Source organism: Streptomyces durocortorensis, from assembly GCF_031760065.1.
GTDB lineage: Bacteria > Actinomycetota > Actinomycetes > Streptomycetales > Streptomycetaceae > Streptomyces.
Map to the genome: position 1 here is coordinate 79395 of NZ_CP134500.1, position 23942 is coordinate 103336.

The following is a 23942-nucleotide window of genomic DNA, read 5'->3' on the forward strand; positions in this document are numbered from 1 at the left end:
GATTCTTCTTCGCGCCCGGTCGGCGGGCCGTGCGCCGCCGGTCCGTTCTGGTCCTCCGTGGGCGGGGCCGTGCAGCGTCGGTCCTCCGTGAACGGGGCCGGGCATCGCGCGGCGGGCGCCGGCGTACGGTGCCGGGGCGCGACCGGGTCTCCGGGCCGGGATTCCGGTCAGCTCGTGGCGGCGGGCGGCTGGGCTTCCGCGACCGTCGCGAGCGTGCCGTCGAGGTAGGCAGCCCGGCAGGCCTTGCGCTGGATCTTGCCGCTGGAGGTCTTGGGGAGGGTCCCGGGACGGATCAGGACGGCCTGCCGCAGTGACAGCCCGTGGGCCTCTCCGACCGCACCGCGGATCGCCGCCTCGACCTCGGCGCACTCGGGGCGGGTCGTCGCTGTCGTCTCGGCGACGACGACCGGGTGTTCGCCGTCGGTCCCGCCGTCGACCGAGAACGCGGCGATGCAGCCCGGGCGGATCGCCCGGTGGGCCGTCTCCGCCGACAGTTCCAGGTCCTGGGGGTAGTGGTTGCGCCCGTCGATCACGAGCAGGTCCTTGAGCCGACCGGTGATGTACAGCTCCCCACCTCGGAGGAAGCCCAGGTCGCCCGTGCGCAGGAAGCCGCCCCGGCCGTCCTTCAGGGAGGCCCGGAACGCCTCGCGGGTCGCCCGCGCGTTGCGCCAGTACCCCTGGGTGACGCTCGGCCCGGCGACCCACACCTCCCCGATCCCGCCCTCGGGGCACTCCTGTTGCTCGTCGTCGGCGATGACCACGGTGAGGCCGGCGCCGGGCGGGCCGCAGCTGACCAGCTCGCTGCCCGTCTCCGTTCGCTCACCGGGCCGCGGGGCCGTCATCGGCTCCAGGCCGACCGGTCCGCCGCTCACCATCAGCGTCGCCTCCGCGAGGCCGTAGCCGGGGTGCAGTGCCTCTCGGCGGAACCCGGCCGGGGCGAAGGTGTCCGCGAACCGCCGCAGCGTCGCGGCCCGTACCGGCTCGGCCGCGTTCAGCGCCACCCGCCACCGGCTCAGATCGAGGCCTTCGAGCAGCCCGGGCGTGGCGTCGCGCAGACAGAGTTCGTACGCGAAGTTGGGCCCGCCGCTGGTGTGCGCCCGGTACCGCGACAGCGCCGTCAGCCAGCGCTCGGGCTTCTGCAGGAAGTGCAGCGGGGAGAAGAGGGTGGATGTCCCGCCCAGGAAGAGGTTGTTCAGCACCGGGGCGATGAGGCCGAGGTCGTGGTGGACGGGAAGCCAGCTGACGTAGAGCTCCCCGCCCCACTCCTCGACCGTCTCGGGGGTGTGGCCCATGCCCCGGGACAGGACGCGCTGATTGTCCATCAGGTTCGCGTGGCTCACCATCACTCCGCGCGGGGCGGAGGTGGAGCCCGAGGTGTACTGGAGGAAGGCCAGCGAGTCCGGTGCGATGGCGGGCGGGCGCCAGGCGGCCTCCGCCTCGTCGGGGATGTCCTCCGTGGCGATGCAGAGGGCGGTGTCCAGCTCCGGGAGGTGTTCGGCCGTCGCGCCGAGCTCGGCGATCACCTGTTTGCTGCCCAGGATCACCGTGGCGTCCGCGTCGGCGATCAGTCGCCGTACCCGGGCGACGGCCCGTTGGCTCTGCTTGCGGCCCTGGGGCGGCAGGCCGGGTACCGCCACGACGGCGGCAGCCAGGCAGCCCAGATAGGTGCCGATGAACTCCAGGCCGGGCGGATGGAGCAGGATCGCCCGGGTTCCGGCGAGGCCCTGCTCCTGCAGATGGCCGCCGATGGCCCGGGAGCGCCGGGCCAGGTGGCCGTAGGTCCATTCCTGGACCTCGCCGTCGCAGTCCCCGTCGGCCAGGAAGCGGAAGGCGATCTTCTCGGGGTGCAGCGACGCCTGCGTCAGCAGTACGTCGACCATCGAGCGAGCCGATTCGGGCATCGGTTGGTCCCTCCCCCATTGCACGGCGTACCGGCGGTGAACGGAACGGACGGTAATCTTATCGCACGACCGTTCGCACACTTATACTCTCACACACTGAACGCACAGTCGTCTACTTTCTCAGTACACTGAACCTTGCACGGCACCACGAGGGTCCGGCCCAGGAAGGGTAGGCAGACATGGCAGCGACACACACCGACGGGCGGATCGCGCGCGGGAACCAGACGCGTCAACTGATCCTCAAGCGCGCCGTGGACATCGCCTCCGTCGATGGCCTGGAAGGCCTCTCCCTGGGACAGCTCGCGACCGAGCTGAAGCTCAGCAAGAGCGGGGTGTTCGCCCTGTTCGGCTCCAAGGAGGACCTCCAGCTCGCCACGGTCCGGGCCGCCATCAAGGTCTACCTGGAGCATGTCGTCCAGCCGGCCCGCGATCTGCCGCCGGGGATCGGCCACCTGTGGCGGGTGTGCGACGGCTGGCTCGACTACTCCCGGCAGCGGGTGTTCCCGGGTGGCTGCTTCTTCTACTCGGTCTCGGCCGAGTACGACGCCCGGCAGGGCAAGGTCCACGACATCCTCGCGGCGGCACGCACCAACTGGGTCACGTTCCTCGAACAGTCCGTGCGGGACGCGCAGGTGGCGGGCGAGATCGACGCGGAGGCCGACGTGCCCCAGCTCGTGTTCGAGCTCGCCGCGCTCATGGAGATGGCCAACGCCGAGTCCGTCCTGCACAACGAGTTCAGCAGCTACGACAAGGCGGCCAAGGCCATCCTCAACCGTCTGCGCGGGGTGGCGACCGACCCGTCCCTGGTCCCCGGCTCCCCCTGACACGACGGCCGTCACGCGGTCGGCGAGGACCCGGAAACGAAGCCCTCGCCGACTGCCGCCGAAGGACGGTGTCACGCCCCGATGGCGTGCACCCCTCCGTCGACATGGACGATCTCGCCCGTCGTACGGGGGAACCAGTCCGAGAGCAGCGCGACGACCGCACGGGCCGCGGGCTCCGGATCGGACAGGTCCCAGCCGATGGGGGCCCGGGTGTTCCACACCTCGCGGAACGTCTCGAACCCCGGGATGGACTTGGCCGCCATCGTCTTGATCGGCCCGGCGGCCACCAGGTTGCAGCGGATGCCGTGCGGCCCGAGATCCCGGGCGACATAGCGCGAGGTGGATTCGAGGGCGGCCTTGGCCACCCCCATCCAGTCGTACGCGGGCCAGGCGACCTGCGCATCGAAGTCCAGGCCCACGATCGACCCGCCGCGCTCCTCCATGAGGGGCAGGGCCGCCACGGCCAGGGCCTTCAGGGAGTACGCGGACACCTCGACGGCCGTGGCGACGGAGTCCCACCCGGCCTGGAGGAAGTTGCCCCCGAGCGCGTCCTGCGGGGCGAAGGCGATGGAGTGCACCACCCCGTCGAGCCGGGCGTCCGGGCCGACGCTCTCCCTGATCCGGCCCGCGAGGCTCTCCAGGTGCCCCTTGTCCTGGACGTCGAGTTCGATCAGCGGCGCAGGCCGGGGCAACCGCCTGGCGATGCGTTCGACCAGACCGAGCCGGCCGTACCCGGTGAGCACCACCTCGGCGCCCTGCTCCTGGGCGATCCGGGCGGTGTGGAAGGCGATGGAGGACTCCATCAGCACCCCGGTCACCAGAATCCGCTTACCCGTGAGTATCCCGCTCATCGCGCCGCCACCTCGGCCTTCCGCTCCCGCACGCCCTCGCCCGCCGTGACGAAGTCCGCTATCTCCTGGACGACTTGGGGCGCGCCCAGGATGCGCTGGTGCCCCAGCCTGCGCGTGACGACCAGCCGGGCCCGGTCGCCGAAGGCCTCGGCGATGCGCCTCCCCTGGCCGACATCGACCATGGTGTCGTCCTCGTCGTGGATGACCAGGAGCGGAACCGTCACGTTTCCGGAGCCGCGGAAGACCGAGAAGCGGGACCACATGTCCGCCTCCCCCGGGTACACCTGCCTCTCCAGGCGGCCCCGCACCTCCGCGTCGAGGTGCGGTTCGAGGTTCAGCCCGACGGTGAACGCGTCCACCAGGTAGGCGAAGTCGGGGACCGCGCTGATCGCCACGACCCGACGGGCGCGCACCCCTTCCTGAAGGGCGACGAAGGTCGCCGTGGCACCGAAGGAGTGCGCCACGATGGCCTCGAACTCGCCGTGCACTCGGTGGAGTTCGGTGATGATGTCGAGGTAGTCCAGCATGGTGGCGGTCTCGCCGGTGGCCTCTCCGTGGCCGGGCGCGTCGAACACCACCGGACTGAAGCCCAGCTCCAGCAGCCGGTCGACGGCCTTCGCGTAGCGCGACGCGCGCGACTCCCAGCCGTGGATGAGGAGCACCGGACGCTCACCGTCGCCCCACCGGTGGACGACCGCCACCTCGCCATTGACGGTCAGTTCGCTCGTCCGGGCGCGCTCCATGACGCTCCGCTCGTCGGGCCTGGGCCTGCTGCGGCCCTGAGGCCGCCGAAAGAGGTCGAACAACTGCTCACCCCGGTCGCTCAGGGCCACGTCTGCGGCTGCCGTAGCGGGATCCATTCCACACCCTCCAGATCGATCGCGAACGGCCGAGATATTAGCACGATCGTTCGCTCACATTTAGCGATCAACCGCACGGAACCATAAACATGCACGGACGGTCGTGCTAATGTCTCCACGGTCAACTCTCCCCTTTGGAGGCCGGTATGACGCCCCCGCACTCCGCTTCCCCCGTCGGTGAAGCGCTCGACACCAGCCCCGGCCCGAACCAGTGGATCAAGGACCACTTGGACGGCCTGATCGATGAGCACCTGCTGCCGGACACCCCCTCGTCCGTCACCGCCACCCCGTCACCGTCCGAGGAGAAGCTGCTGCCATGACCGATGCGGACACCACACAGCGCCTGGGTATCGCCGTCGCCTCCGGAATGCTCAAGGGCGTGTACGGCCACGGCGTGCTGTCGGCCTTCGAGGAGCGGGGGCTGCGCGCGCAGGTGTACGGGGCGGCCTCCTCCTCCGGGCTCTCCGGGGGCCTCGCCGCGATCGGCCACGCCCGGCAGACCGGCGTGGACTACTGGATCGGTGCGGCCGGGGGCGTGGCGGAGAAGGGCATGAGCCGCGTCGCGCTCGACAGCATCGAGGAATACGGCCCCCTGCTGCGCGAGGGGCTCTTCCGCCCCGGGGCACCGGAGTTTCTGCTGGCCACCAGCAAGGTCACCAACGCGGCGGCAGCCGAGACCACCCAGGGGCCGGGGGCCAAGGCGCTCGGCAAGGAGCTGCTGCGCAACGTCTTCTCCGGGGACCGGAGCTGGGTCCAGGCGAACCTGGCCGCCGCCGTGTTCTCCTCGCACGCCGAGGCGGGGGGCGAGGAGCCCCGGCTGACGGCGGAGAACTACGACGCGGTCGCCTACGCCTCGACGCGCATGCTGCACGCCTGGGCCCTGCCGGCCGAGGTCGGCGGAGAGGCCTACGTCGACGCCTCCTACACCTGCTCCTGCCCGGCACGGGAGGTGGCGGCCAAGGGCGTGTCCGTCCTGATCGCGGTCGGCAACGACCCCTTCCCGCTGTTCCGGGACCTCTACGCCTCCGAGGAGGTCGCCGACGGCTCCGTCCTGGACGGGGCGCAGGTCCTGGTGATCAAGCCGGAGGAGGACCTCAAGCACCTGGGCGTCGACTACGCGGCGGCGTCCCCGGAGGGCCTGGTCAAGGCCTACGAGCGCGGCCTCGACGAGGGACACCGCTTCGTCGAGCGGCACGCCGGACTGCTCGGCGCGTTCATCGCGGGCAGCGGCGGCCGGACGGACGGGGCAGAGGAGGCCGGAGCGTGACGCACGTGGTCACCGAGCAGTGCGTCCACTGCAAGTTCGCGGAGTGCATCACCTACTGCCCGGTCGCCTGCTTCCGCGAGGCGGGGACGTTCCTGGTCATCGATCCCGACGAGTGCATCGACTGCGGGAACTGCGTGGAGGCGTGTCCCGCCGACGCGATCTACCCGGAGGACGAGCTGCCGCCCGAGCTCATGCCCGCCCTGGAGTGGAACTCCCGCCTGTCGGCCGAACTGCCCCTGGCCACCACGCGCGTTGTTCCGCTGCCGGACGGCGAGGAGTGGCGGGGGAAGCCCGACAAGTGGGCCTCGCTGCCGACGGAACAGGCACCGGGTGTCCTCCTTGAGTGAGCACAGCTTCGCCTCTCTGCTGCGCGAGCGGGCGCTCCTGCGGCCCGATGCCGTCGCCTACCGGTTCGTCGCGGACGACGAGTCCGCCGAGGAGATCACCTACGGTGAGCTCGACGAGCGGGCCCGGGCCGTCGCGGCTGCCGTGCTGGCGGCGGACCGGGGGCGGACCGGGCCGGCGCTGCTGCTCTTCGCTCCGGGGCTCGACTACCTCGCGGGCCTCTTCGGCTGCTTCTACGCGGGCGTGCCCGCAGTGCCCGCCTTTCCGCCGGACGCGAGCCGGCTGTCCCGTACCCTGCCGCGGCTCGCCGCGATCATCGAGGACGCCGGGGCCGATGTCGTCCTGACGACCTCGGATCTCGCAGCGCTCATGGCGGACTGGCTCGCGACGGCGGTCGACGGGCATGTCCCGCAGGTGATCACGACCGACGCACCGGCCGAGGACGGCGGGCCCGTCCCGGCGGTCCGCCCGGACGGCCTCGCACTGCTCCAGTACACCTCGGGCTCCACGGCGCTCCCCCGCGGCGTGATGCTCAGTCACACCCGGCTGCTGGCCAACTGCCAGGAGATCGCGCGCGCGTTCGGGATGCACCCGGGCAGCTCGGGCGGGCTGTGGCTGCCTCCGTACCACGACATGGGGCTGATCGGCGGAATCCTCGCCCCGCTGGCCGCCGGGATCCCGGTGACCCTCATGTCGCCGGTGACCTTTCTGCGCCGTCCGACGGCGTGGCTGCGCATGGTCTCCCGGTACGGTGCGACGATCACCGGCGCGCCGAACTTCGCGTACGACCTCTGTGTGCGCCGGGCCACGGACGCCGAGGTGGCCGAGCTGGATCTGTCCGGCGTCGAGGTCGCCTTCACCGGCGCCGAGCAGGTACGCGCCGAGACGATGGAGCGCTTCGCCGGGCGTTTTAGGCAGAGCGGCTTCCGGCCCGCCTCGTTCTACCCGTGCTACGGGCTGGCCGAGGCCACCCTGTTCGTCACCGGCGGCAAGCCGCTGGACGGCTGGCGCACGGTGGAGGTGGCCCGGGACGCGCTCGCATCGGCTGCCGCCGCCGTGCCCGCCGAACCCTCGCAGAGCTCCCGTTCGCTGGTGGGCTGCGGGTACCCGGGGCCCGGCACCCGGCTGCTGATCGCCGATCCGGCCACCCGAGAGCCGCTGCCGGACGGCGCGGTCGGCGAGATCTGGGTGGACTCGCCCGGGGTCGCCGACGGCTACTGGCGGCGCCCGGAGGAGAGCGCCAGGACGTTCGGCGCGAGCGCGACGACCGGGGACGGCCCCTATCTGCGCACCGGTGACCTCGGGTTCCTCCGGGACGGCGAGCTGTTCGTGACGGGACGGCTCAAGGACCTGATCGTCGTCAACGGGCGCAACCTCGATCCGGTCGACGTCGAGCGGGTCTGCGAGGCGTCCGTGCCGGGCATCCGCCGCAACTGCGGAGCTGCCTTCGCGGTGGACGGCCCGGACGGGGGCACCGAGCGCCTGGTGGTGGTCTACGAGACCGGCACCGGCGACGAGGAGGGGCACCGGGCGGCCGTCGACGGCATACGGCGGGCCGTCACGCGGGAGTTCGGCATTCCGCCGTACGCCGTCGTCCTGATCGCACCGCGGACGATCCCCAAGACCTCCAGCGGGAAGGTGCAGCGTCGGCTGACCCGCCGTATCTGTCTCGCGGGCGGGCTCCAGGAGCTCTTCCGCGACGAGCGGGCGCCGAGTCCCGCCACCGGGCCACACGATCGCATCGACGAAAGAGCCGCACGATGATCTTCAAGGTGAGGGGCGTCCTGCTCCGGTTCACGGACTACGAGAACGAGATCGAGATCGAAGCGACGACGGTCCGGGCCGGGCTGGCCGGGCTGACCGAACGCTACCCCCACCTGGGCGAGGTGCTGCTCGACCGCACGGGCGAGGTGCGCCCGACACATCTGATCGCTCTGAACGGCGAGCGGCTCACCAGGAGCGAGCTGGAGCGCGAGGCGGCCGAGGACGACCGGGTGGACATCGTCACCGCGGTCTCCGGAGGCTAGGGATGGCGCGCAGCTCCGCCTACGAGACCGTGCTCGACGCGGGTCTTTTCACCCCGGACCAGTTGCAGCCCACCGCGGTCGGCCGGCTCGCCTTCCAGGCGGGGACCCGCTGGATGCGCGATCACGTGTGCAGCCATCGCATGCTGGTGAGCGAGCACCGGGTGGGGTTCGTACTGTGGTCCTACCAGCTGGAGTACGTCCAGCCGCTGCGGTTCCTTGACGCGGACGAGGCGCTCGTCGAGGTGACCGCGCGCGTCCGCGGCCCGCGCGCCTCGCAGCTGGAGGTCACGATGACGCTCGAAGGGCCGGCCGGAGTCGCGGTGCGCACCCGGGCCGCGTCCGTACCGCTGGGGCTCAGCGGCGACGCGGCGCTCTCCGGCTCCCCCGTGCCACTGCCCGCCGCGCTCGTCGCCGCCTTCCGCGACGACGAGATCGAACGCGCTCCGCACCGGTCGCGGGTCCCCGCCCTGCGGGCCGGTTTCGAGCGCGACGGGCAGCGACTCGCTGTGGATGTCTCGGAGTTCCGTGTGCACCGCCATCACTGCGAGGTAGCCGATCAGTGGTACTGGGCCGAGACCCTCGGCTTCGCGGCGGGCGCGCGCGAGGAACTGGTGCGCAGGCACGGCAGGGCGGTCCCCGAACTGCGCCGGGCGCAGGCCGGGCCGGTCCGCCGGATCGATGTGACCTGGCTGCGGGCCGGACAGCTGTGGGACCTGATGCGGGTGCGCACGAGCGCCCACCGGACCACTGAGGGGCTCGCCTTCGTCCATGAGCTGGGGCTCGCCGAGGACGAGGGCGGACCCGGCGGTCCGTACGCCGTGGTGGTGGAGCGAATATGACCCTCCTGGACGACGGACCGCAGGCCGGGCCCGGGACGGCACCGCCCGTGTTCCGCGCGGCGGAGCGGATCGAGCGGGCGCTCGGCTGCCCCTTCGATCCGGGCAGCGGGATGTCCCTGGTCGGCGGCGTGCGCGCCGACGAGCTGGAGGCCGAGCCCGTCGCGGCGTACGAGGCCGCTTGGGAGGCCGGGCTGCACCGGCATCTGGTCCCCGTGTCCGAGGGCGGCCTGCTCACCTCGTTCGAGTCGCTTTCGGCCGTGGTGCGGGCGGTCTCGCGCCGCGATCTGGCGGTGTCCGTGGGTCTTGGGTCGACGCTCCTGGCCGCGACGCCGGTGTGGATCTGGGGGGACGCCGCTCAGCGGGCGCGGGTGGCCGGTCAGATGCTCGGCCGCGCCTGGGGCACGGCGGGCATCAGCGAGGAGTCGGCGGGCAGCGATCTGCTCGCCACCACCACCCGCGCCGCCCCGGTCGCGGGCGGATATGTGCTCGACGGGGAGAAGTGGCTCGTCGGCAACGGGCGGCGCTCCTCGTTCGCCACCGTCCTGGCCGCGTCCGATCCGTCGTACGGACTGTTCCTGCTCGATTTCGACGCCCTCGGCGGCGACGGGGTGAAGCGCCTCGACAAGGTGCGTACGCACGGTCTGCGCGGCCATGATCTGAGCGGCTTCGCCCTCAGCGGCTGCCGGGTCGGCGACGAGGCCCTGATCGGGCGGCCGGGGCGTGGCATCGAGATGGTCTCCGGAATGCTCCAGTTCACCCGGACCCTGGTCGGTGCGGGCAGCCTCGGTGCGGCGGACACCGCACTGCGGATCGCGCTGCGGCACGCCCGCGGGCGCATGCTCTACGGACGTCCGGCGCTCGCCATGGCGCCGGTGCGTTCCCTGCTCGCCGGTGGCTTCGCCGACCTGCTGGTCGCGGAGTGCACCGAGCTGGCCGCCGCGCGCGGGCTGGATGTGGCGCGGCAGCGGATGGCGCTGTGGTCCGCGGTGGCCAAGTACGTGGTGCCGGGGCTGTGCGTGGACACGGTGGACGCCTGCGGTCAGGTGCTGAGCGCCCGCGCCCATCTGCGCCAGGGGGTCGCGGGCGGCGCCTTCCAGAAGCTGCTGCGCGATGTCGCGGTCACCCCCGTGTTCGAGGGCACCGAATTGGTACAGCTCGACACGGTTCGGGCCCAGTTGGCGGGTGCGGCGCGGCGCCGCGGGGCGCCCGCCGGGCTTCCGCTGTCGCTGCTCTTCGGGTTCGGCGACCCGGCGGGGTCGCCCGCGCCGCGGGAGCTGCGCCCGTCGATCACGTTCGGGGGCACCGACGAGGTGGTCGGTCTCCTGGACGGGGCGGTCGAGGAGCTGGCCGATGACCGGGAGCTCTTCACCCTGGCCCGGCAGATCCTGACGGTGCGTGACCAGACCCGGCAGGCGTTCTCGCGGCTCGGCACGGCACGGACGTCCGAGGCGTACGAGACCGCCCGTCGGCACTGCCTGGTGCATGCGGCGGCCTGCGCTCTGCACACGTGGCACCAGCGCCGCGACACGTTCGGCCACCTGGCCGCCGACCGGGCCTGGCTCTCGCTCGTGCTGCGCCGCATCCTGACGCGTCTGGGCCTGCCGACGGAGCCCGACCCCGAGGCGGAGGAGGCGCTGGTGCGCCGGCTCGAAGAACTCGACGACGCCGACCAGGCCTTCTCGCTCGTACCGCTGCGGCTCGCACCGCAGCACCGTGACCCGGCACCCCGGCGGAGCTGAGTGCCGCCCCGATCCCACCAGGAGTACGCCATCACCACCGCACACCTCGACCGTCCGGACGCCGCCCCCGAGCCCCTGACCGGCTGGCTTTCCTCCCTCATCACGGAGCTGCTCGGCCTCGACGGGCAGCTGCCCGCCGATCAGCCGCTCGGTGAGATCGGCATCGACTCGCTCACCGCCGCACAGCTCTCGGTCGAGGTCGAGGAGCGCACCGGCGCGTATGTGGCACTTGAGCGCTTCCTCGGCGACGAGACCCTCGACGATCTGGTCGCGTCGGTGGCCGACGGCGTGACCCCCCGGGCGTCGGCGTGACGGCCCGGCCCCGTGCGGCCGACGTGATGAACCGGGCGGGCGCATCACGCCCCGGCCGGGGGCATCCCACGCTCGACGCGGAGGTGGAGCACGTCCGGCGCGAGGCCCGGCACAGGTTCGCCCGTTTCGTCCTCGACTCCGCCAACCCGGGCTCGTACTTCCGCAACCAGGCGCGGCGGCCCCTGGACAGAGGGGTGTTCGAGGAGGCGGGCGGCCTCGGTCTGATGCGGTTCTCGCTGCCCGTCGAGGCCGGGGGCGAGGGGCGGGACAAGCTCGCCTGGGGTGTGGTGGTGGAGGAGATCGCCCGGCTCTCGCGCGATCCCGGCTTCGCGGTGCTGCTCGACATCAGCGTCGAGATCACCGAGCTCATCATCTCCAGCGGCACACCGGAGCTGATCGAGCGCTACGTCCCCGATCTCCTGGCGGGCCGCCGCTTCGCGGTGCAGGGCGCCTACGAGAACCGGGACCCTTACGACTTCACGACCACGGCCCGTCTGGAGGACGGGGTCTGGGTCCTCAACGGTGCCAAGCGCTTCCTCGCCGGGGCGGCCTTCGCCGATCTGTTCGTCCTGTTCGTGCGTGACGAGGCGTCCAACGACATGCTCGCCTTCGTGGTCGAGAAGGACGATCCGGGTGTGGCACCGGTTCCCATGGACACCATGGGCCTGCACACGATGGGCCTGGGCCAGGTGCTCCTGCACGACGTACGGCTGCCGCCGTGGCGGCTCCTGTGGCGCGCCGACGCGTTGAGCGAGCTCAACACGTACGCGCGGATCCGCCGGACGATGAGTGCGTGCGGTGTGCTCGGCGCCCTGGACGCGGTCGTCGACCAGTGTGTGGACGCGCTGGCCGGGCGCAGGCGCGGCGGGCGGCCGGTCCTCGACCACACCAATGTGGAGCGTTCGGTCGGTGAGATGCGCATGCTGCTGCAGAGCGCCCGGGCGAGCGTCTACCGTGCCCTGGACGGCACCCGTTCGGCGGACCGTGACCCGTACTTCGACGAGCTCGCCACCGTCGCCAAGCACCAGGCCGCCGAAAGCGCTCTGCACGTGGGCCGGTTGGTGATGGGGTTGCAGGGCGGTGAGGCGTACATGGCCACGTTCCCCTGGGAGCGTTTCATGCGCGACATCCTCGGGCTGGTCTCCGGTCAGGGCTCCCAGGAGACGCTTCTCATCCAGCTGGGCCAGCGCTCGATCGTCGGCCGCGAGGGCAGGCAGGTGCGCGAGGACGCCGCCGAGCGCTCCGTCGCCGGGCTCGCCGATTCCTGGTGGGCGATGCACGCCGTGGCGGCGAGTGGCGGTGCGGACGGGTTCGCGGGCCCCGTGGCCGAGGTGGTGTCGGCGGCCGGGCTCGACCCGGTCGGGCAGGCGTCGCGCGAGGAGGCGGCGGCGCTGCTCGGTCGTGCTCACGCTCTGTGGGCGGCCGTCTGCGCGGGTGCCGCGCCCGACGCGCTGCCGCAGGGTCCCGCGGGTCCGGCGGAGGGGCCGTTCGCGCGGCATGCGACGAGGGCATGGGCGCTGCTGGCGTGTGCTGTCGCGGAGCGGACCGGGCTGCTCGCCCGGCTCCTCGCACCCCGCACGGTGAAGGAGGCCGCCGGGGAACTGCCCGTGGTCCTGGCCGAAGGGCTGCTGGAGGTTCTGGTGGACGCCGGGGTGGTGCGGCGCGACGGAGAGGGCCGCTACGCGGTCGACGAGGGCCTGGAGCGCGTGCTCATCGGCGGTCCGCGGTCCGCCGCGTTCGCCGCGCGGCTGCGGCGGGCGGTGACCGGGGGCGCCCGGCTGATGTCCCCGGCGGGGGTCCTGGGGCGGGAGTCGGCGCCCGGTTGCGGGGACGAAGCGGCGGCCCTGGTGGACGCGTTGGTCCACTCCCTGCTGGGGCGGCTGGAGGGTTTGCCCGGGGTGCTGGAGCGGCCGGGCGCGGCGGTCGGGTGTGCGGCCGGTGACGGTGGCCTGACCGCGGCCGCACTGTCCCGGCACGTCCCCGGTGTTCCGGTGCTCGGCGTGGAGGAGGCCGACCGGCTCGCTCTCGTCTGGCTCCCGGTCGCCGGACTGCCGGGCGAGGAGCTGCGCCGGGCGGTCGTCTCGGCCGCGGCCGCGCTGGTGTCCGGCGGGTGGGTCGTACTGCCCTGTCCGCTTCCTCCGAAGCGCCCCCTGGGGGCGGCGGTGGTGCGCCTCGGCCTTGCCGTGGCCGGTGGCGCCGTGCTCGCGGACGGCGAGGTCGAGAGGTTGCTGCGGGCGGCGGGGCTGAGCCATGTGCGGACGGCCTGGGAGGACCCGGCCCTCGGTATCCGGCTGGTCGCGGCCCGGCGCCCTTAGGGCACCAGGCCCCGGGCCGCCGCCGGAGGCGGCCCGGGGCCGGACCGCTGTCTCAGTCCCGGCCGAAGAGCGTCGAGGAGAAGTACTCGGTGTCGAAGTACTCGCGCATGCTCCGGATCTGCCCGTCCCTGACGGTGAACTGGGCGCTGATGGGCAGGACGTAGGGGGCGCCGCCCCGTGTCGTGGCTCGCGTGACGCACTCCACGGCGACCTCCTCGCCCTCGGCGATCACGTGGTGGACGTCGACCGTGTAGTCGGCCGTCGGGTCGAAGAGTTCGCCCATGGGGATGAGGAACTTCCCGGCGATCTCCGCGAGTCCGGTCCAGGTTCCCGCTACCGGGTGGCTGCCGGGTATGCGGTAGACGGCATCGGGGGCGACCAGTTCGCCGATCGCCTCGGCGTCACGGTCCCGCAGGGCCTGGAGGTAGCGGTGCACCACGCTCTTGGCGTCACGGTGTGCCTCGGCGCGGATGGCGGTGGTGGTCATCGTCTCTCCTTCAGTTCGCCGGTGCGTCGTCGAGCAGCCGGGGCGTCAGGGCCCGCTGGAAGGGCTTGAACAGGACGGATTGCGGTGCGTGGCGCAGGTAGGCGTCACGTACGGCGCGCAGCACGGGGTTCTCCAGTTGTTCGAAGCCGCCGAACCGGCGGGAGACCTCGACCATTTCCCGGGTCCGCTCGCGCCGCAGGTTCTCGTAGCGGCGCAGCGCCGCGAGGGTGTCCGTCCCGGCGGCCAGGCACTGCGCGAGCACCACGGCGTCCTCGATGGCCGTGCTGCCGCCCTGTCCGAGGCTGGGCAGCATCGGGTGGGCGGCGTCGCCGAGGAGGGTCACCGGGCCCTCTCCCCACTGCTCCAGGAAGGGGCGGTCCTGGGCGGGTACGGCGACGATGTCCTCGACGGGGGTGGTCGCGATGGCCTCGCACACCTCGTCCGCCCACCCCGTGTAGGCACGGACGATCCGGTCCTTGTCGCCGTCCCAGCGGCGGGCCTCGTCGGCGGGCATGTTCAGCGTGCCCCACCAGTAGGCGCGGCCCTGGCCGACGTCGTGGATGCCGAAGCGCTTTCCGAGGCCCCAGTAGTGGGCGTTGAACCCCTGGGTGATCTTCGGGTGGGCGAAGGGGGTGACGGAGAGCCAGCAGAGGAATCCGCCGTACCGCGGGCCGCTGTCGTCGGCGGTGCGTCGGCGGCGGACGGCGGAGTTGATGCCGTCGGCGCCGATCAGGATGTCGCCGGTGTCCTCGCGGCCGTCCTCGAAGCGGACCCGGACGCCGTCCCCGGTGATCTCGTAGTCGGTGGCGGCCGCACCGAGCGAGACGGGCAGTCCGCCCAGTGCGTCGAGCAGGGCGGCCTGGAGGTCGCCCCGGTACATCGCCACGCTGGGCGCGCCGAGGCGGTCGCCCGCGGTCTCGACGGGCAGGGACCGCAGGGTGCGGCCCTTGTCGGTCATGATCTCGGTGTGCAGGATCGTCTGGCCGCGCTTCTCCAGCCCGAGGTCGATGCCGAGAGCCCGCAGGGCGGCCACGGCGTTGCTCATCACGGAGATGCCGAATCCGGCGGGGCGCAGGTCGGGGGCCCGTTCGTGGACCGCCACGTCGATGCCGACGCGGCGCAGGGCCACGGCCGTCGCCAGGCCTCCGATGCCGGCTCCGATCACGATGGCCCGGGGGCGGGTGCGCTGTGACACGTCAGTGTCCCTTCTCGGCGGTACGGGATGGGGAGGGGAGGGCCGTGGGGTGCGGTGTGCCGTCGCTCGTGTGCCGTGCCGCCTCGGCGACGGCCCGGGCGAGGTGCGCCACGTGCGGCTCCTCCATGATCGAGAGGTGGTCGCCGGGCACGTGGACGACCTCGACCGGGCCCGCGGTCATGGTGTGCCAGCCGTTGGCGGGGTCGGTGTGCCGGGTGCTGCCCGCCTCGTGCATCGCGCGCAGGACCTGCGGCAGCGGTTCGGTGGCCCGGATCAGGGTGAGGCCTTCGGTGGCGGGGCCGGGCTCGTAGTCCTGGGTGGCCCGCCAGTTGGACTCGTACACCCGGAAGAGGCGGCCGACGAGCGACCCCTTGCTGTCGGGCGGGAGGATTCCCTCGTCGGCCGCGACCCGGGCGATGAAGTCGAACTTCTCGTCGAGTGAGGTGAGTTCGGCGGGGATGGTCTCCAGCGGCGAGTCGCCGCCCCGGCCGAGCAGCAGGAGTTCCCAGAAGAACCAGCCGAGCAGTGCCTCGTCGGTGTAGGCGCGGCGCTCCTCCACCGGTCCCAGGGCCACGGTGTCGAGGAGGATCACCGCGGCGACCTCCGCTCCCGATGCCCTCAGCCTGCGCGCCATCTCGAAGGCCACGAAGCCTCCGAAGGACCAGCCTCCGATGGTGTACGGGCCCTCGGGCCGTACCCGGCGCATGGCCGCGATGTAGCTCTCGGCGATCTCGGGGACCGTGCGCAGGGGCTCGGTCCCCGGGTCGCCTCCGGCTGCCTGGAAGGCGTACAGCGGCTGGTCGTCGGGCAGATGGCGGGCCAGCGGCAGGTAGCAGAGCACGTTGCCGCCCATGGGGTGGGCCAGGAACAGCGGCGGCCGGTCGCCTTCGCGGCGGATCGGCACCAGCGGGTCGAAGCCGATCTCGGCGCCGCCCGAGCGCAGCTTCGCGGCGAGAGCGGCCACGGTGGGTGCGGCGATGAAGCCGGAGATGGGGAGGGAGACGCCGTATCGCTGCTCTATCAGGACGACGAGCCGCATGGTGGTGAGCGAGGTGGCGCCCAGGGCGAAGATGTCGTCGTGGATGCCGATCCGGTCGAGGCCGAGGAGTTCGCCGAGCAGCTCCGCGAGGGTGCGTTCGTACGCGTCCCGGGGCGCCTGGCCGTCCTGGGCGGTCCGCCGGGCCGGGGGCAGGGCCCGCAGGGCCGCGTCGTCGCGTTTGCCGCTCGGGGTCAGGGGCAGGGCGGGCAGCCAGGTGAAGTGCTGCGGGACCATGAACTCGGGCAGGGTGGTACGGAGTTCGGAGGTCAGCAGGTCCAGGTCGGTCCCCTCCTCGTCACCGACCAGGAAGGCGGCCAGGACGGTCTGCCCCTGCGGGGTGCCGCGGGCGACGACCGCGGCCTGCCGGACGTCGAGGTCCCGGTGGCGTGCCGCGAGGGCGACGAGGGCGATCTCGGCCTCGGCGGGCTCGACCCGGTAGCCGCGGATCTTGGCCTGGGTGTCGGACCGGCCCGCGTAGGCGAGGGAGCCGCCGGGCAGGACGCGCCCCAGGTCGCCCGTGCGGTACGCGGTGGTCTCGCCGTCGGGGCCCTCGACGCGGACGAAGCGTTCGGCGGTCGCGGCGGCGGCGCCGAGGTACCCGTCGGCGAGCGCCGCTCCGGTCAGGTACAGCTCGCCCAGGACGCCGGTGGGGATGGGCCGGCCGAGGGCGTCCAGGACCTGTGCACCGGCCCCGGGCAGGGGGGTGCCGATCGGCACGAGCGCCGGGAAGGCCGCCGGGTCGCCGGAGAGGGTGTGGCGGGTGACCACGTGCGTCTCGGTGGGACCGTACTGGTTCTCCAGGATCGCGCCCGGCAGTGCGGCGACGAGGGCGCGGATCTCCTCGGTGACCCGCAGTTGTTCGCCGGAGGACACGATCACCCGCAGTCCTCGCGGGGCGGTGCCGAGTGCCCCGTACGCCTCGGCGAGCTGTTGCAGGGCCACGTACGGCAGGAAGATACGTGCCGCCCCGCTCTCGTCGAGCAGCTTCAGCAGCAGCCTCATGTCCCGTCGTTCGTCCTCGGTGATCAGGCGCAGGGTGCCTCCTGAACAGAGCGTGGAGTAGATCTCCTGGAAGGAGACGTCGAAGCTGAGGGGTGCGTACTGGACGGTGGTCCGCCCGGCGGCCGCGCTCGCGGCCCGAATCTGCCAGCCGGTCAGGTTGGCGAGCGAGCGGTGCGGCATCACGACGCCCTTGGGGTGGCCGGTGGAGCCGGAGGTGAACAGGATGTACGCGGTGCTGTCGAGGCCGACCGTCCCCGGCAGTACGCTCGGCGGTTCCGCGTCCGCGTCCGTGCCCTGGTACGCCGTGCCGAAGAGCGACTCGGCGCTCAGGAGCAGGTCCGGGTCCGGCAGCAGTCGGGCGTCCTCGGTGCCGGCGATGATCCGGAAGGGTTCGGCCTGCTCGACCATGGCGGCGAGCCGGGCCGGGGGGTAGGCGGTGTCCAGCGGGACGCAGGCGGCGCCCGCCTTGGCGGTGCCGACGATGGCGGCGACGGTCTCCGGCGAGCGGCCCATGGCGATGCCGACGCGCGCGCCGGGACGGGCGCCGAGGGCGAGCAGCCTGCGGGCCACCCGCTCGGCCTGCTCCCGGAGTTGGCGGTAGGTCCAGGTCCGGTCGCCGGTGGTGACGGCGGGTGCGTCGGGGGTGCGGTCGGCCTGCCGGTCGAAGAGTTGGACGACGTCCTCGGTGTACGCCGTGCCGTCCTGGTCCCCGTCGTGCCGGGGGCGCGGTGGCCGTCCGGCCAGGGAGGCGAGGTCGGGCTTCTCCTCGGGCCGGGTGACGAGCCGGCGCAGCACCTCGCTGTAGGTGTCGGCGAACAGCTCGGCCTGGGCGGGGGTGATGCTGCGGCCGTCGCCGTCGATGCGCAGTCCGAGCGTGCCGTCCACGGGGTGCAGGAAGGCGTTGACGAGGAGCTGGAAGTCGGTCTCCTCCCAGGTCGTGAACTGCTCCAGGTGGACGTCGGGCAGGCGCAGTACGTCGGTGAGCGTGTGGAAGTGGACGTAGTTGAACGCGGTGTGGAGCACCGGGCTTCCGCCCTGGTCGGTCTGCATCGCGCTCAGCGGGTAGCGCTGGTGGGGGCGGCCTGCGGTCTCCTGCCGGAACAGGTCCCGGGCCACGTCGATCCAGCCGGGCCCCGCGGTCGCGGGGGTGAAGCGCACGGGGACGGTGTTGAGGAAGAGGCCCACCATGCGGTCGGCGTCGGCGCGTTCGGGCCGTCCGTGGGTGATCACGCCGGTGGTGAAGTCGTCGGCGCCGGAGAAGAGGCGCAGGGTGAGGCAGTGCGCGGCGAGCAGCACGGACTTCACGGGCAGGGCGTGCTCCTTGGCCACCGCGCGGGTCCGGCGGGTGAGGTCGTCGGGCAGGACCGTGCGGTGGGCCACGTGGGTGGCCCCGCCCGGGGGTTCGTACGTTCCGAAGCCGTCGAGCCGCAGGGCGTGCGCGCCCGCGATCCGGCGCCGCCAGTGTGCACGGGCGGCGGGGTCCGCCTCTGATTCCCGTTCTTCTCGCACGTGGTGGGCCGGGGTGGGCAGTTCGCTGTCGGGAACGGCGGCGGTGTCCGCGCCGAGGTGGTGCAGGTAGTCCTGGAGGAGCTCCCGCAGCAGGTTGGCGACGCTGCCTCCGTCGAGCAGCGCGTGGTGGAAGCTGAGCACCAGGTCGACCGCGTCGTCGCGGACATGGGCGCGGAACAGGTGGAGCGGTGCCCGCTCGAAGACGTAGCGGTGGAAGCGGCGTTCCTCGATGTGCCGGGCGATCTCGGCTTCCGCCTCGTCGTGGGCGCGTCCCCGCAGGTCGGCGATGTCCAGGCCGCCCGGCGCGCTCGCGTGCACGATCTGCATCGGCTCGCTGAGGCCGCCGAGGTCGAAGGAGGAGCGCAGAGCGGGGTGGCGGGCCACGAGGCGTTCGAAGGCGTCGCGGAAGTGTGTCTCGTTCCAGTCCATGACCAGGCGGTAGCGGAAGACGTCGTGGTAGACGGCGGAGTGCTCGTCCCGGCGGCTGTGGTAGGCGAGCCCCAGTTGGAGCCGGGTCAGCGGGAAGGCGTCGACGGCTCCTTCGAGGCGGGCCCGGTCGACGTGGGAGACGAGGGCGAAGGGAGGCAGCTGGGCCTTGGGGGCCGAGGTCTCGGTGCTGTGCGCCGCGAGCCGCGCGACGGTGGGGTGCTGTACGAGGTCGTCGAGGGAGAAGTGGAGGCCCTTCTGTTCGGCGAGCGCGCGGATGCGGAGCATCAGGAGCGAGTCGCCGCCCAGGGCGTGGTAGTCGTCGTGGATGCCGACCCGGGGTGCCTGGAGCACCTCGGCCCAGACGCCCGCGAGCAGCTTCTCGGCCGGGGTGCGGGGTGCCGCGCCCGGGGGTCCGGGCGGGGCTGTGTCGGGTGCGGGGAGCCTGCGGCGGTCCAGCTTGCCGTTCGGGGTGAGCGGGATGGTGTCGATACGCTGGAAGTGGGCCGGGATCATGGCCTCGGGGAGGGTTCCCGCCAGCCGGTCGCGCAGGAGGGCGGCGCTCAGGTCGTCCTCGGCGACGTAGTAGCCCGCCAGGAACACGCCGCGCCCGGGAGCGGTGCGGTCCACGACTGCGGCGTCCCGCACCCCGGGTATGCGGCACAGGGCGTCCTGGACCTCACCCGGCTCGATGCGGTGGCCGCGTATCTTGACCTGCCCGTCGATCCGGCCGAGGTACTCCAGGGTGCCGTCGGCGAGCCAGCGCGCGAGGTCGCCCGTGCGGTAGAGGCGGCCGCCGTCGACGAAGGGCGCGTCGGTGAACTTCTCCCGGGTCAGTTCGGGCCGGTTCAGATAGCCGCGGGCCACGCCGACGCCGCCGACGCACAGCTCGCCGGGGACGCCGACGGGCTGCGGTTCACCGGACCGGTCCAGGACGTACAGCTCGATGTTGTCGATGGGGCGGCCGATGGGGACCCGGGTGACGGGTGCGCCGTCCGGTGGGGCGCAGGTGTACGCGGAGACATCGACGGTGGCTTCGGTCGGGCCGTACAGGTTGACCAGGCGGGGTGCGCCGCCGGAGCCGAAGACCCGGTGGAACTGCTCCACGCGGCCGGGTGACAGGGCCTCGCCGCTGCAGAAGACGTGCCGCAGCGTCCCGGCCGCGGGAAGCAGTCCGGGCGACTCCTCCAGCAGGTCCAGGAACGGTCCGAGCATGGAGGGGACGAAGTGCAGGACGGTGACCTGCCGTTGGCCGACCGCGCGCAGGATCTGCCGCGGGTCCTTCTCGCCGCCCGGCGGCAGCAGCGCGACGGACGCTCCCTCCAGGGCCCACCAGAACAGCTCCCACACCGATACGTCGAAGGAGATCGGGGTCTTCTGCAGCAGCACGTCGTCCGCGCCGACCGGGAAGGTCCGCTGCATCCAGGCCAGGCGGTTCACCACGGAGCGGTGCTCGACCATGACGCCCTTGGGCCGGCCGGTGGAGCCGGAGGTGTAGATGACGTAGGCGAGGTCGCGTGGGCCCGCCTCGGCCCGTACCGGGGCGGTGGGGCCGTGCAGCAGTTCGCCGACCGGGCAGAGCACTGTGCCATCGGGCACCGGTACGGGCGGGGCCGCCGAGTCCGTCACGACGGCCCTGGCCGCGCTGTCCTCGATGATGAAGGCGATGCGCTGCTCGGGGTGTCCCGGGTCCACCGGGACGTAGGCCGCGCCGGACTTGAGGATGCCGAGGACGGCGGGGAGCAGGTGCGGGCCGCGTTCCATGAGGACGGCGACCCGGTCGCCCGTCCGTATGCCGCGGGCACGCAGGGACCGCGCGACCTGGTTGGCCCGGGCCTCGAGTTCGGCGTAGCCGATCGGTTCCTCGCCGTCGGCGGCGAAGACGGCGGCCCTGGAGGGTGCGCGGACGGCCTGTTCCTCGAAGAGTGCGTGCAGGGTCGTGTCGTCGGCGAACGGGATCCGGGGGCCGCGGGCGAGGCGCCGCAGCTCGTCCTGTTCGCGTTCGCCGGTCATCACCAGTTCGTTCGCCGGTCGTTCCGGCTTGGCGAGGCCGTTGGCGATCAGGGACGTGAGGTGCTCGACGAGTGAGGTGATGGGCAGATCGTCGTCGAACACGTCGGTGGCGTAGCGCAGTTCGACCTGGAGGTCCGCACTGCCGCGGGTGGTGACGATACTGACGACCAGCGCCTCGTCCTGGTGCGGCGGCGCGGTGAACCTCACTCCCCCGCGTACCACGCCCGTCACCTCCAGCGGTTTGCGCAGGGTCATGTAGGTCAGGGTGACGTCGAAGAGCCGTCGTTCCCGGGACCCGTCGGCGGGCAGCTCCCGCAGTACGTCCCCGACGGGCAGCCGCTGGTGCTGCGTCAGCAGACCGGCCGACTCCCGCACATCGGCGGCGATGGCCAGGAGGGACTTCCCGTCGGGCACCTCGATGCGCAGCGGCAGCGTGTTGGCGTACTGCGCGACGGTGGTCAGCTCGGTCCTGGTGCGCCGGTTGAGCAGGGGTATGCCGATCACCGCCTGCTCGGTGCGGTGCACCCGGGCGAGCCAGGCGCCGAGTGCGGCGGCGAAGAAGGGGAAGGGGGCGCTGCCGTGCTCCTTGAGGGTGTCGGCCACCTCGCCGGGGAGCGTGAAGGTGTGGAAGCCGAAGGCGGGAGTGCCTTCCTGCCGTCGGCGGGGGAAGCAGTGGAGGTCGGTCGCCGCGAGTTCGGCACGGTGGAAGGCCCGGTCGTCCGCCTCCTCCCGGGAGCCGAAGTAGGTGTCCCGGCCGGTGACGGCGGTCAGCGCCGAGGGGGCGGGGGGCCGGTCCCGGGGTTCCTGGCCCCGGGAGAGGCGGGCGTAGTCCTCCAGCACTTCGGTGTGCAGGATCTCCGCGCCCCGCCCGTCGAGGAGCAGGTGGTGCGCCTTCAGGAAGAGGTGGAGCACCTGCTCGCTCTCGCGCAGCAGCACCGCGTGGAAGAGCCGCCGGTCCCGCAGCTCGAACGGGACGGCCATGGCCCGCTCGCGCCAGGTCCGGCACGCGGCGGCGGGGTCGGGCTCGGCGGAGAGGTCGACCAGGTCGACGGCGGGCTCGCCGTCGACCGTCAGCGTGTCGGCGAGCCACTGCCGGGGCACGCCGTCGAACTCGTCGAACCGGAGGCGGAAGGTGTCGTGCCGCGCCAGTGCACGGGCGAAGCAGGTACGCAGCAGTTCGCCGTCCAGGGCGCCCGTGAACCGCTCGAAGACGGCTCCGTTGAACTGGGGGCTGCCCGGTGTCCGGGATTCCGCGAGCCAGATGTCCCGCTGGTACGGAGACAGCTGCACGTTCTCAGCGCTGATGAGCTTGTCCGTTCGTGAGCGGGTGCCCTGCCGGGCACACCGAAGGCGTCCGGGCGCGGATCGGCCCGGTCCTCGGACAGGCCCTAGGAGGCCTGGCTGCCTCGTGGGCGGAACACCGGGGCGACCGCGGCGGCGGCCACGGCTCCGATGGCGCAGGCGAGGAAGACCTGCAGATACCCCTCGGCATCGAGGACGTTGTGGCGTTCGATGATGGCGGCGAGGGCGGCGATGCCGAGGGCTCCGCCGACCTGGCGCGTCGTCATGAGCAGGCCGGTGCCGGAGGCGAAGCGCTGCGGCTGGAGCGAGGCGGTGGCCGCGTTGGAGATGGCGGTCAGCGCGGCGCCGATGCCGAGGCCGGCGACGATGCCGATGGGGAGCCAGAGCGCCAGGTAGGCGCGCTCGGCGTCGAGGAGCAGGTACATCGCGGCGCACGAGGCGCCGAAGAGCGTGGAGCCCACGGCGAGCGCGGCCCACTGGGCGCGGGGGCCGACCCGGCGTCCCACCACGATGGCGCCGACGGCGGCGCTGAAGGCTCCGGGGGTGACCGCCAGGCCCGCCTTGAGCTCCGAGTAGCCCCAGACGGCGTTGAGGAAGAGGAGGGTGCTGAGGAGGTAGGCGTACATGGCCGCGCCGAAGAGCAGCGAGGAGACGTTGGTGGCGGCGAAGACGCGGTTGCGCCACAGGTCCCACTCGATGGCGGGTGCGGGGTGGCGCCTGGAGAGCAGCAGTGCGGTCACGACGAGCACGGCGCCGCCGGTCATCAGGGCGAGGACCCTGCCGCTGCCCCAGCCCCATTCCGTTCCCTGGGTGACGCCGAAGACGACGCCGCCGATGCCGAGGGCGAGGGCGAGGGTGCCCACCGGGTCGGGGTAGCGGCGGCCGCTCGGTGTATCGGCCGCGAGCCGGGCCGCGATCACGACGATGGCCAGGCCGATCGGCAGGTTGATCAGGAAGACGCTGCGCCAGCCCCATACGTCCACGAGCAGCCCGCCGAGGCTCGGTCCCACGGCAGCGGCCATGCTGCCGACCGCTCCCCAGACCCCGACGGCGATCTGGCGGCGGGCCGGGGGGGTGTGCTGGAGCACCAGTCCGAGTGCGGAGGGGATCATCCCTGCGGCCGCCACTCCTTGCAGGGCGCGGGCGGCGACGAGCATCGGCACGTCGACGGCGAGGCCGCTCAGTACCGAGGCGAGGGTGAACAGGGCTGTGGACCAGAGGAAGAGCTTCTTGCGTCCGATGACGTCGGCGACCCGGCCCGCGACGGCGAGCAGCGCGGCGAACACCACGGTGTAGGAGGTGACGACCCAGGTCAGCTGGGACAGGGAGGCGTCGGGGAAGTCGACGCGCAGGTCGGAGAAGGCGATGTTCACGACCGTGGTGTCCAGCACCGCGAGGAAGGTCGCGCCGGAGGCGACGAACAGTGCCAGCTTCGCGGCGGGTGAGGCACCCGAGGAGCCCTGCGGCCGCTGCCCGTCGGCCGGTGCCGCGTCGTCCGCCGGGTTCGCCCCGGCCGACTGCGGTGAAGCGGTGGTCATGCGTAGCCCCTTCGTCAGTGGGTCCACGGCTTGGACCCGGGGATGAATATAAACGATCGTGCGTGCATTTAAAGGGGCGAGCGAGGGGCAGGTCCGTGGTGCGCGGGTGTTGATGGGGCTCCCTCCCCCGGCGAGGACAGACCGCCCTCAC

At 72.6% G+C, this 23942-nt stretch carries 17 protein-coding genes; 10 read left to right on the forward strand and 7 right to left on the reverse strand.

Going from position 1 to position 23942, the window contains the following annotated elements:
• Positions 1–167: 167 nt before the first annotated feature.
• Positions 168–1901 (reverse strand): fatty acyl-AMP ligase, encoded by a 1734-nt coding sequence (locus RI138_RS00330; RefSeq protein WP_311118233.1) that lies wholly within the window; start codon positions 1899–1901, stop codon positions 168–170.
• Between the two features lie 179 nt (positions 1902–2080).
• Between RI138_RS00330 and RI138_RS00335 the strand changes: the two genes are divergently transcribed.
• Positions 2081–2725, forward strand: coding sequence for a TetR/AcrR family transcriptional regulator (locus tag RI138_RS00335; protein WP_311118234.1), 645 nt, complete (start codon positions 2081–2083; stop codon positions 2723–2725).
• Between the two features lie 71 nt (positions 2726–2796).
• On the opposite strand, the gene fabI is transcribed toward RI138_RS00335, so the two are convergent.
• Together fabI and RI138_RS00345 are read right to left on the reverse strand one after the other, a co-directional pair.
• Positions 2797–3576, reverse strand: coding sequence for an enoyl-ACP reductase FabI (fabI, locus tag RI138_RS00340; protein WP_311118235.1), 780 nt, complete (start codon positions 3574–3576; stop codon positions 2797–2799).
• Positions 3573–4436, reverse strand: a complete 864-nt coding sequence (locus tag RI138_RS00345) for an alpha/beta hydrolase (protein WP_311118236.1) — start codon at positions 4434–4436, stop codon at positions 3573–3575. Before RI138_RS00345 ends, fabI begins: the two co-directional genes overlap by 4 nt.
• Before the next feature lie 146 nt (positions 4437–4582).
• Here RI138_RS00345 and RI138_RS00350 point away from each other — a divergent pair, with 146 nt between their 5' ends.
• The 9 genes from RI138_RS00350 to RI138_RS00390 are packed head-to-tail and all read left to right on the forward strand — an operon-like array spanning position 4583 to position 13280.
• Entirely contained in the window at positions 4583–4756 is a 174-nt protein-coding gene (locus RI138_RS00350) for a hypothetical protein (protein ID WP_311118237.1), read from the forward strand.
• Positions 4753–5703, forward strand: a complete 951-nt coding sequence (locus tag RI138_RS00355) for a hypothetical protein (RefSeq protein ID WP_311118238.1) — start codon at positions 4753–4755, stop codon at positions 5701–5703. The genes RI138_RS00350 and RI138_RS00355 overlap by 4 nt, the downstream gene beginning before the upstream one ends.
• A complete protein-coding gene (locus RI138_RS00360) occupies positions 5700–6050 on the forward strand; it encodes a 4Fe-4S dicluster domain-containing protein (protein WP_096625188.1) in 351 nt (116 codons plus the stop codon). Before RI138_RS00355 ends, RI138_RS00360 begins: the two co-directional genes overlap by 4 nt.
• Positions 6043–7812: a fatty acyl-AMP ligase gene (locus RI138_RS00365; protein WP_373558719.1), complete on the forward strand. Its 1770-nt coding sequence runs from the start codon at positions 6043–6045 to the stop codon at positions 7810–7812. The genes RI138_RS00360 and RI138_RS00365 overlap by 8 nt, the downstream gene beginning before the upstream one ends.
• A complete protein-coding gene (locus tag RI138_RS00370; protein ID WP_096625184.1) occupies positions 7809–8075 on the forward strand; it encodes a MoaD/ThiS family protein in 267 nt (88 codons plus the stop codon). The genes RI138_RS00365 and RI138_RS00370 overlap by 4 nt, the downstream gene beginning before the upstream one ends.
• Positions 8076–8077: 2 nt before the next feature.
• The gene (locus RI138_RS00375; protein WP_311118239.1) at positions 8078–8914 is read left to right on the forward strand and encodes an acyl-CoA thioesterase family protein; all 837 of its coding nucleotides are present in this window, start codon (positions 8078–8080) and stop codon (positions 8912–8914) included.
• Positions 8911–10653 (forward strand): acyl-CoA dehydrogenase family protein, encoded by a 1743-nt coding sequence (locus RI138_RS00380; RefSeq protein WP_311118240.1) that lies wholly within the window; start codon positions 8911–8913, stop codon positions 10651–10653. The genes RI138_RS00375 and RI138_RS00380 overlap by 4 nt, the downstream gene beginning before the upstream one ends.
• On the forward strand, positions 10654–10965 hold the full coding sequence (locus RI138_RS00385) for an acyl carrier protein (protein ID WP_311118241.1): 312 nt from the start codon (positions 10654–10656) through the stop codon (positions 10963–10965).
• Positions 10962–13280: an acyl-CoA dehydrogenase family protein gene (locus tag RI138_RS00390; RefSeq protein ID WP_311118242.1), complete on the forward strand. Its 2319-nt coding sequence runs from the start codon at positions 10962–10964 to the stop codon at positions 13278–13280. Before RI138_RS00385 ends, RI138_RS00390 begins: the two co-directional genes overlap by 4 nt.
• 52 nt (positions 13281–13332) lie before the next feature.
• On the opposite strand, the gene RI138_RS00395 is transcribed toward RI138_RS00390, so the two are convergent.
• From RI138_RS00395 to RI138_RS00410, 4 genes are all read right to left on the reverse strand, one after another.
• A complete protein-coding gene (locus RI138_RS00395; protein WP_311118243.1) occupies positions 13333–13767 on the reverse strand; it encodes a nuclear transport factor 2 family protein in 435 nt (144 codons plus the stop codon).
• A gap of 10 nt (positions 13768–13777) precedes the next feature.
• On the reverse strand, positions 13778–14962 hold the full coding sequence (locus RI138_RS00400) for an FAD-dependent monooxygenase (protein WP_311118244.1): 1185 nt from the start codon (positions 14960–14962) through the stop codon (positions 13778–13780).
• Position 14963: 1 nt separating this feature from the next.
• Complete coding sequence (locus RI138_RS00405) at positions 14964–22241, reverse strand: non-ribosomal peptide synthetase (RefSeq protein ID WP_311118245.1); 7278 nt, start codon at positions 22239–22241, stop codon at positions 14964–14966.
• A gap of 98 nt (positions 22242–22339) precedes the next feature.
• Positions 22340–23791 (reverse strand): DHA2 family efflux MFS transporter permease subunit, encoded by a 1452-nt coding sequence (locus RI138_RS00410; RefSeq protein ID WP_311118246.1) that lies wholly within the window; start codon positions 23789–23791, stop codon positions 22340–22342.
• Between the last annotated feature and the right edge of the window lie 151 nt (positions 23792–23942).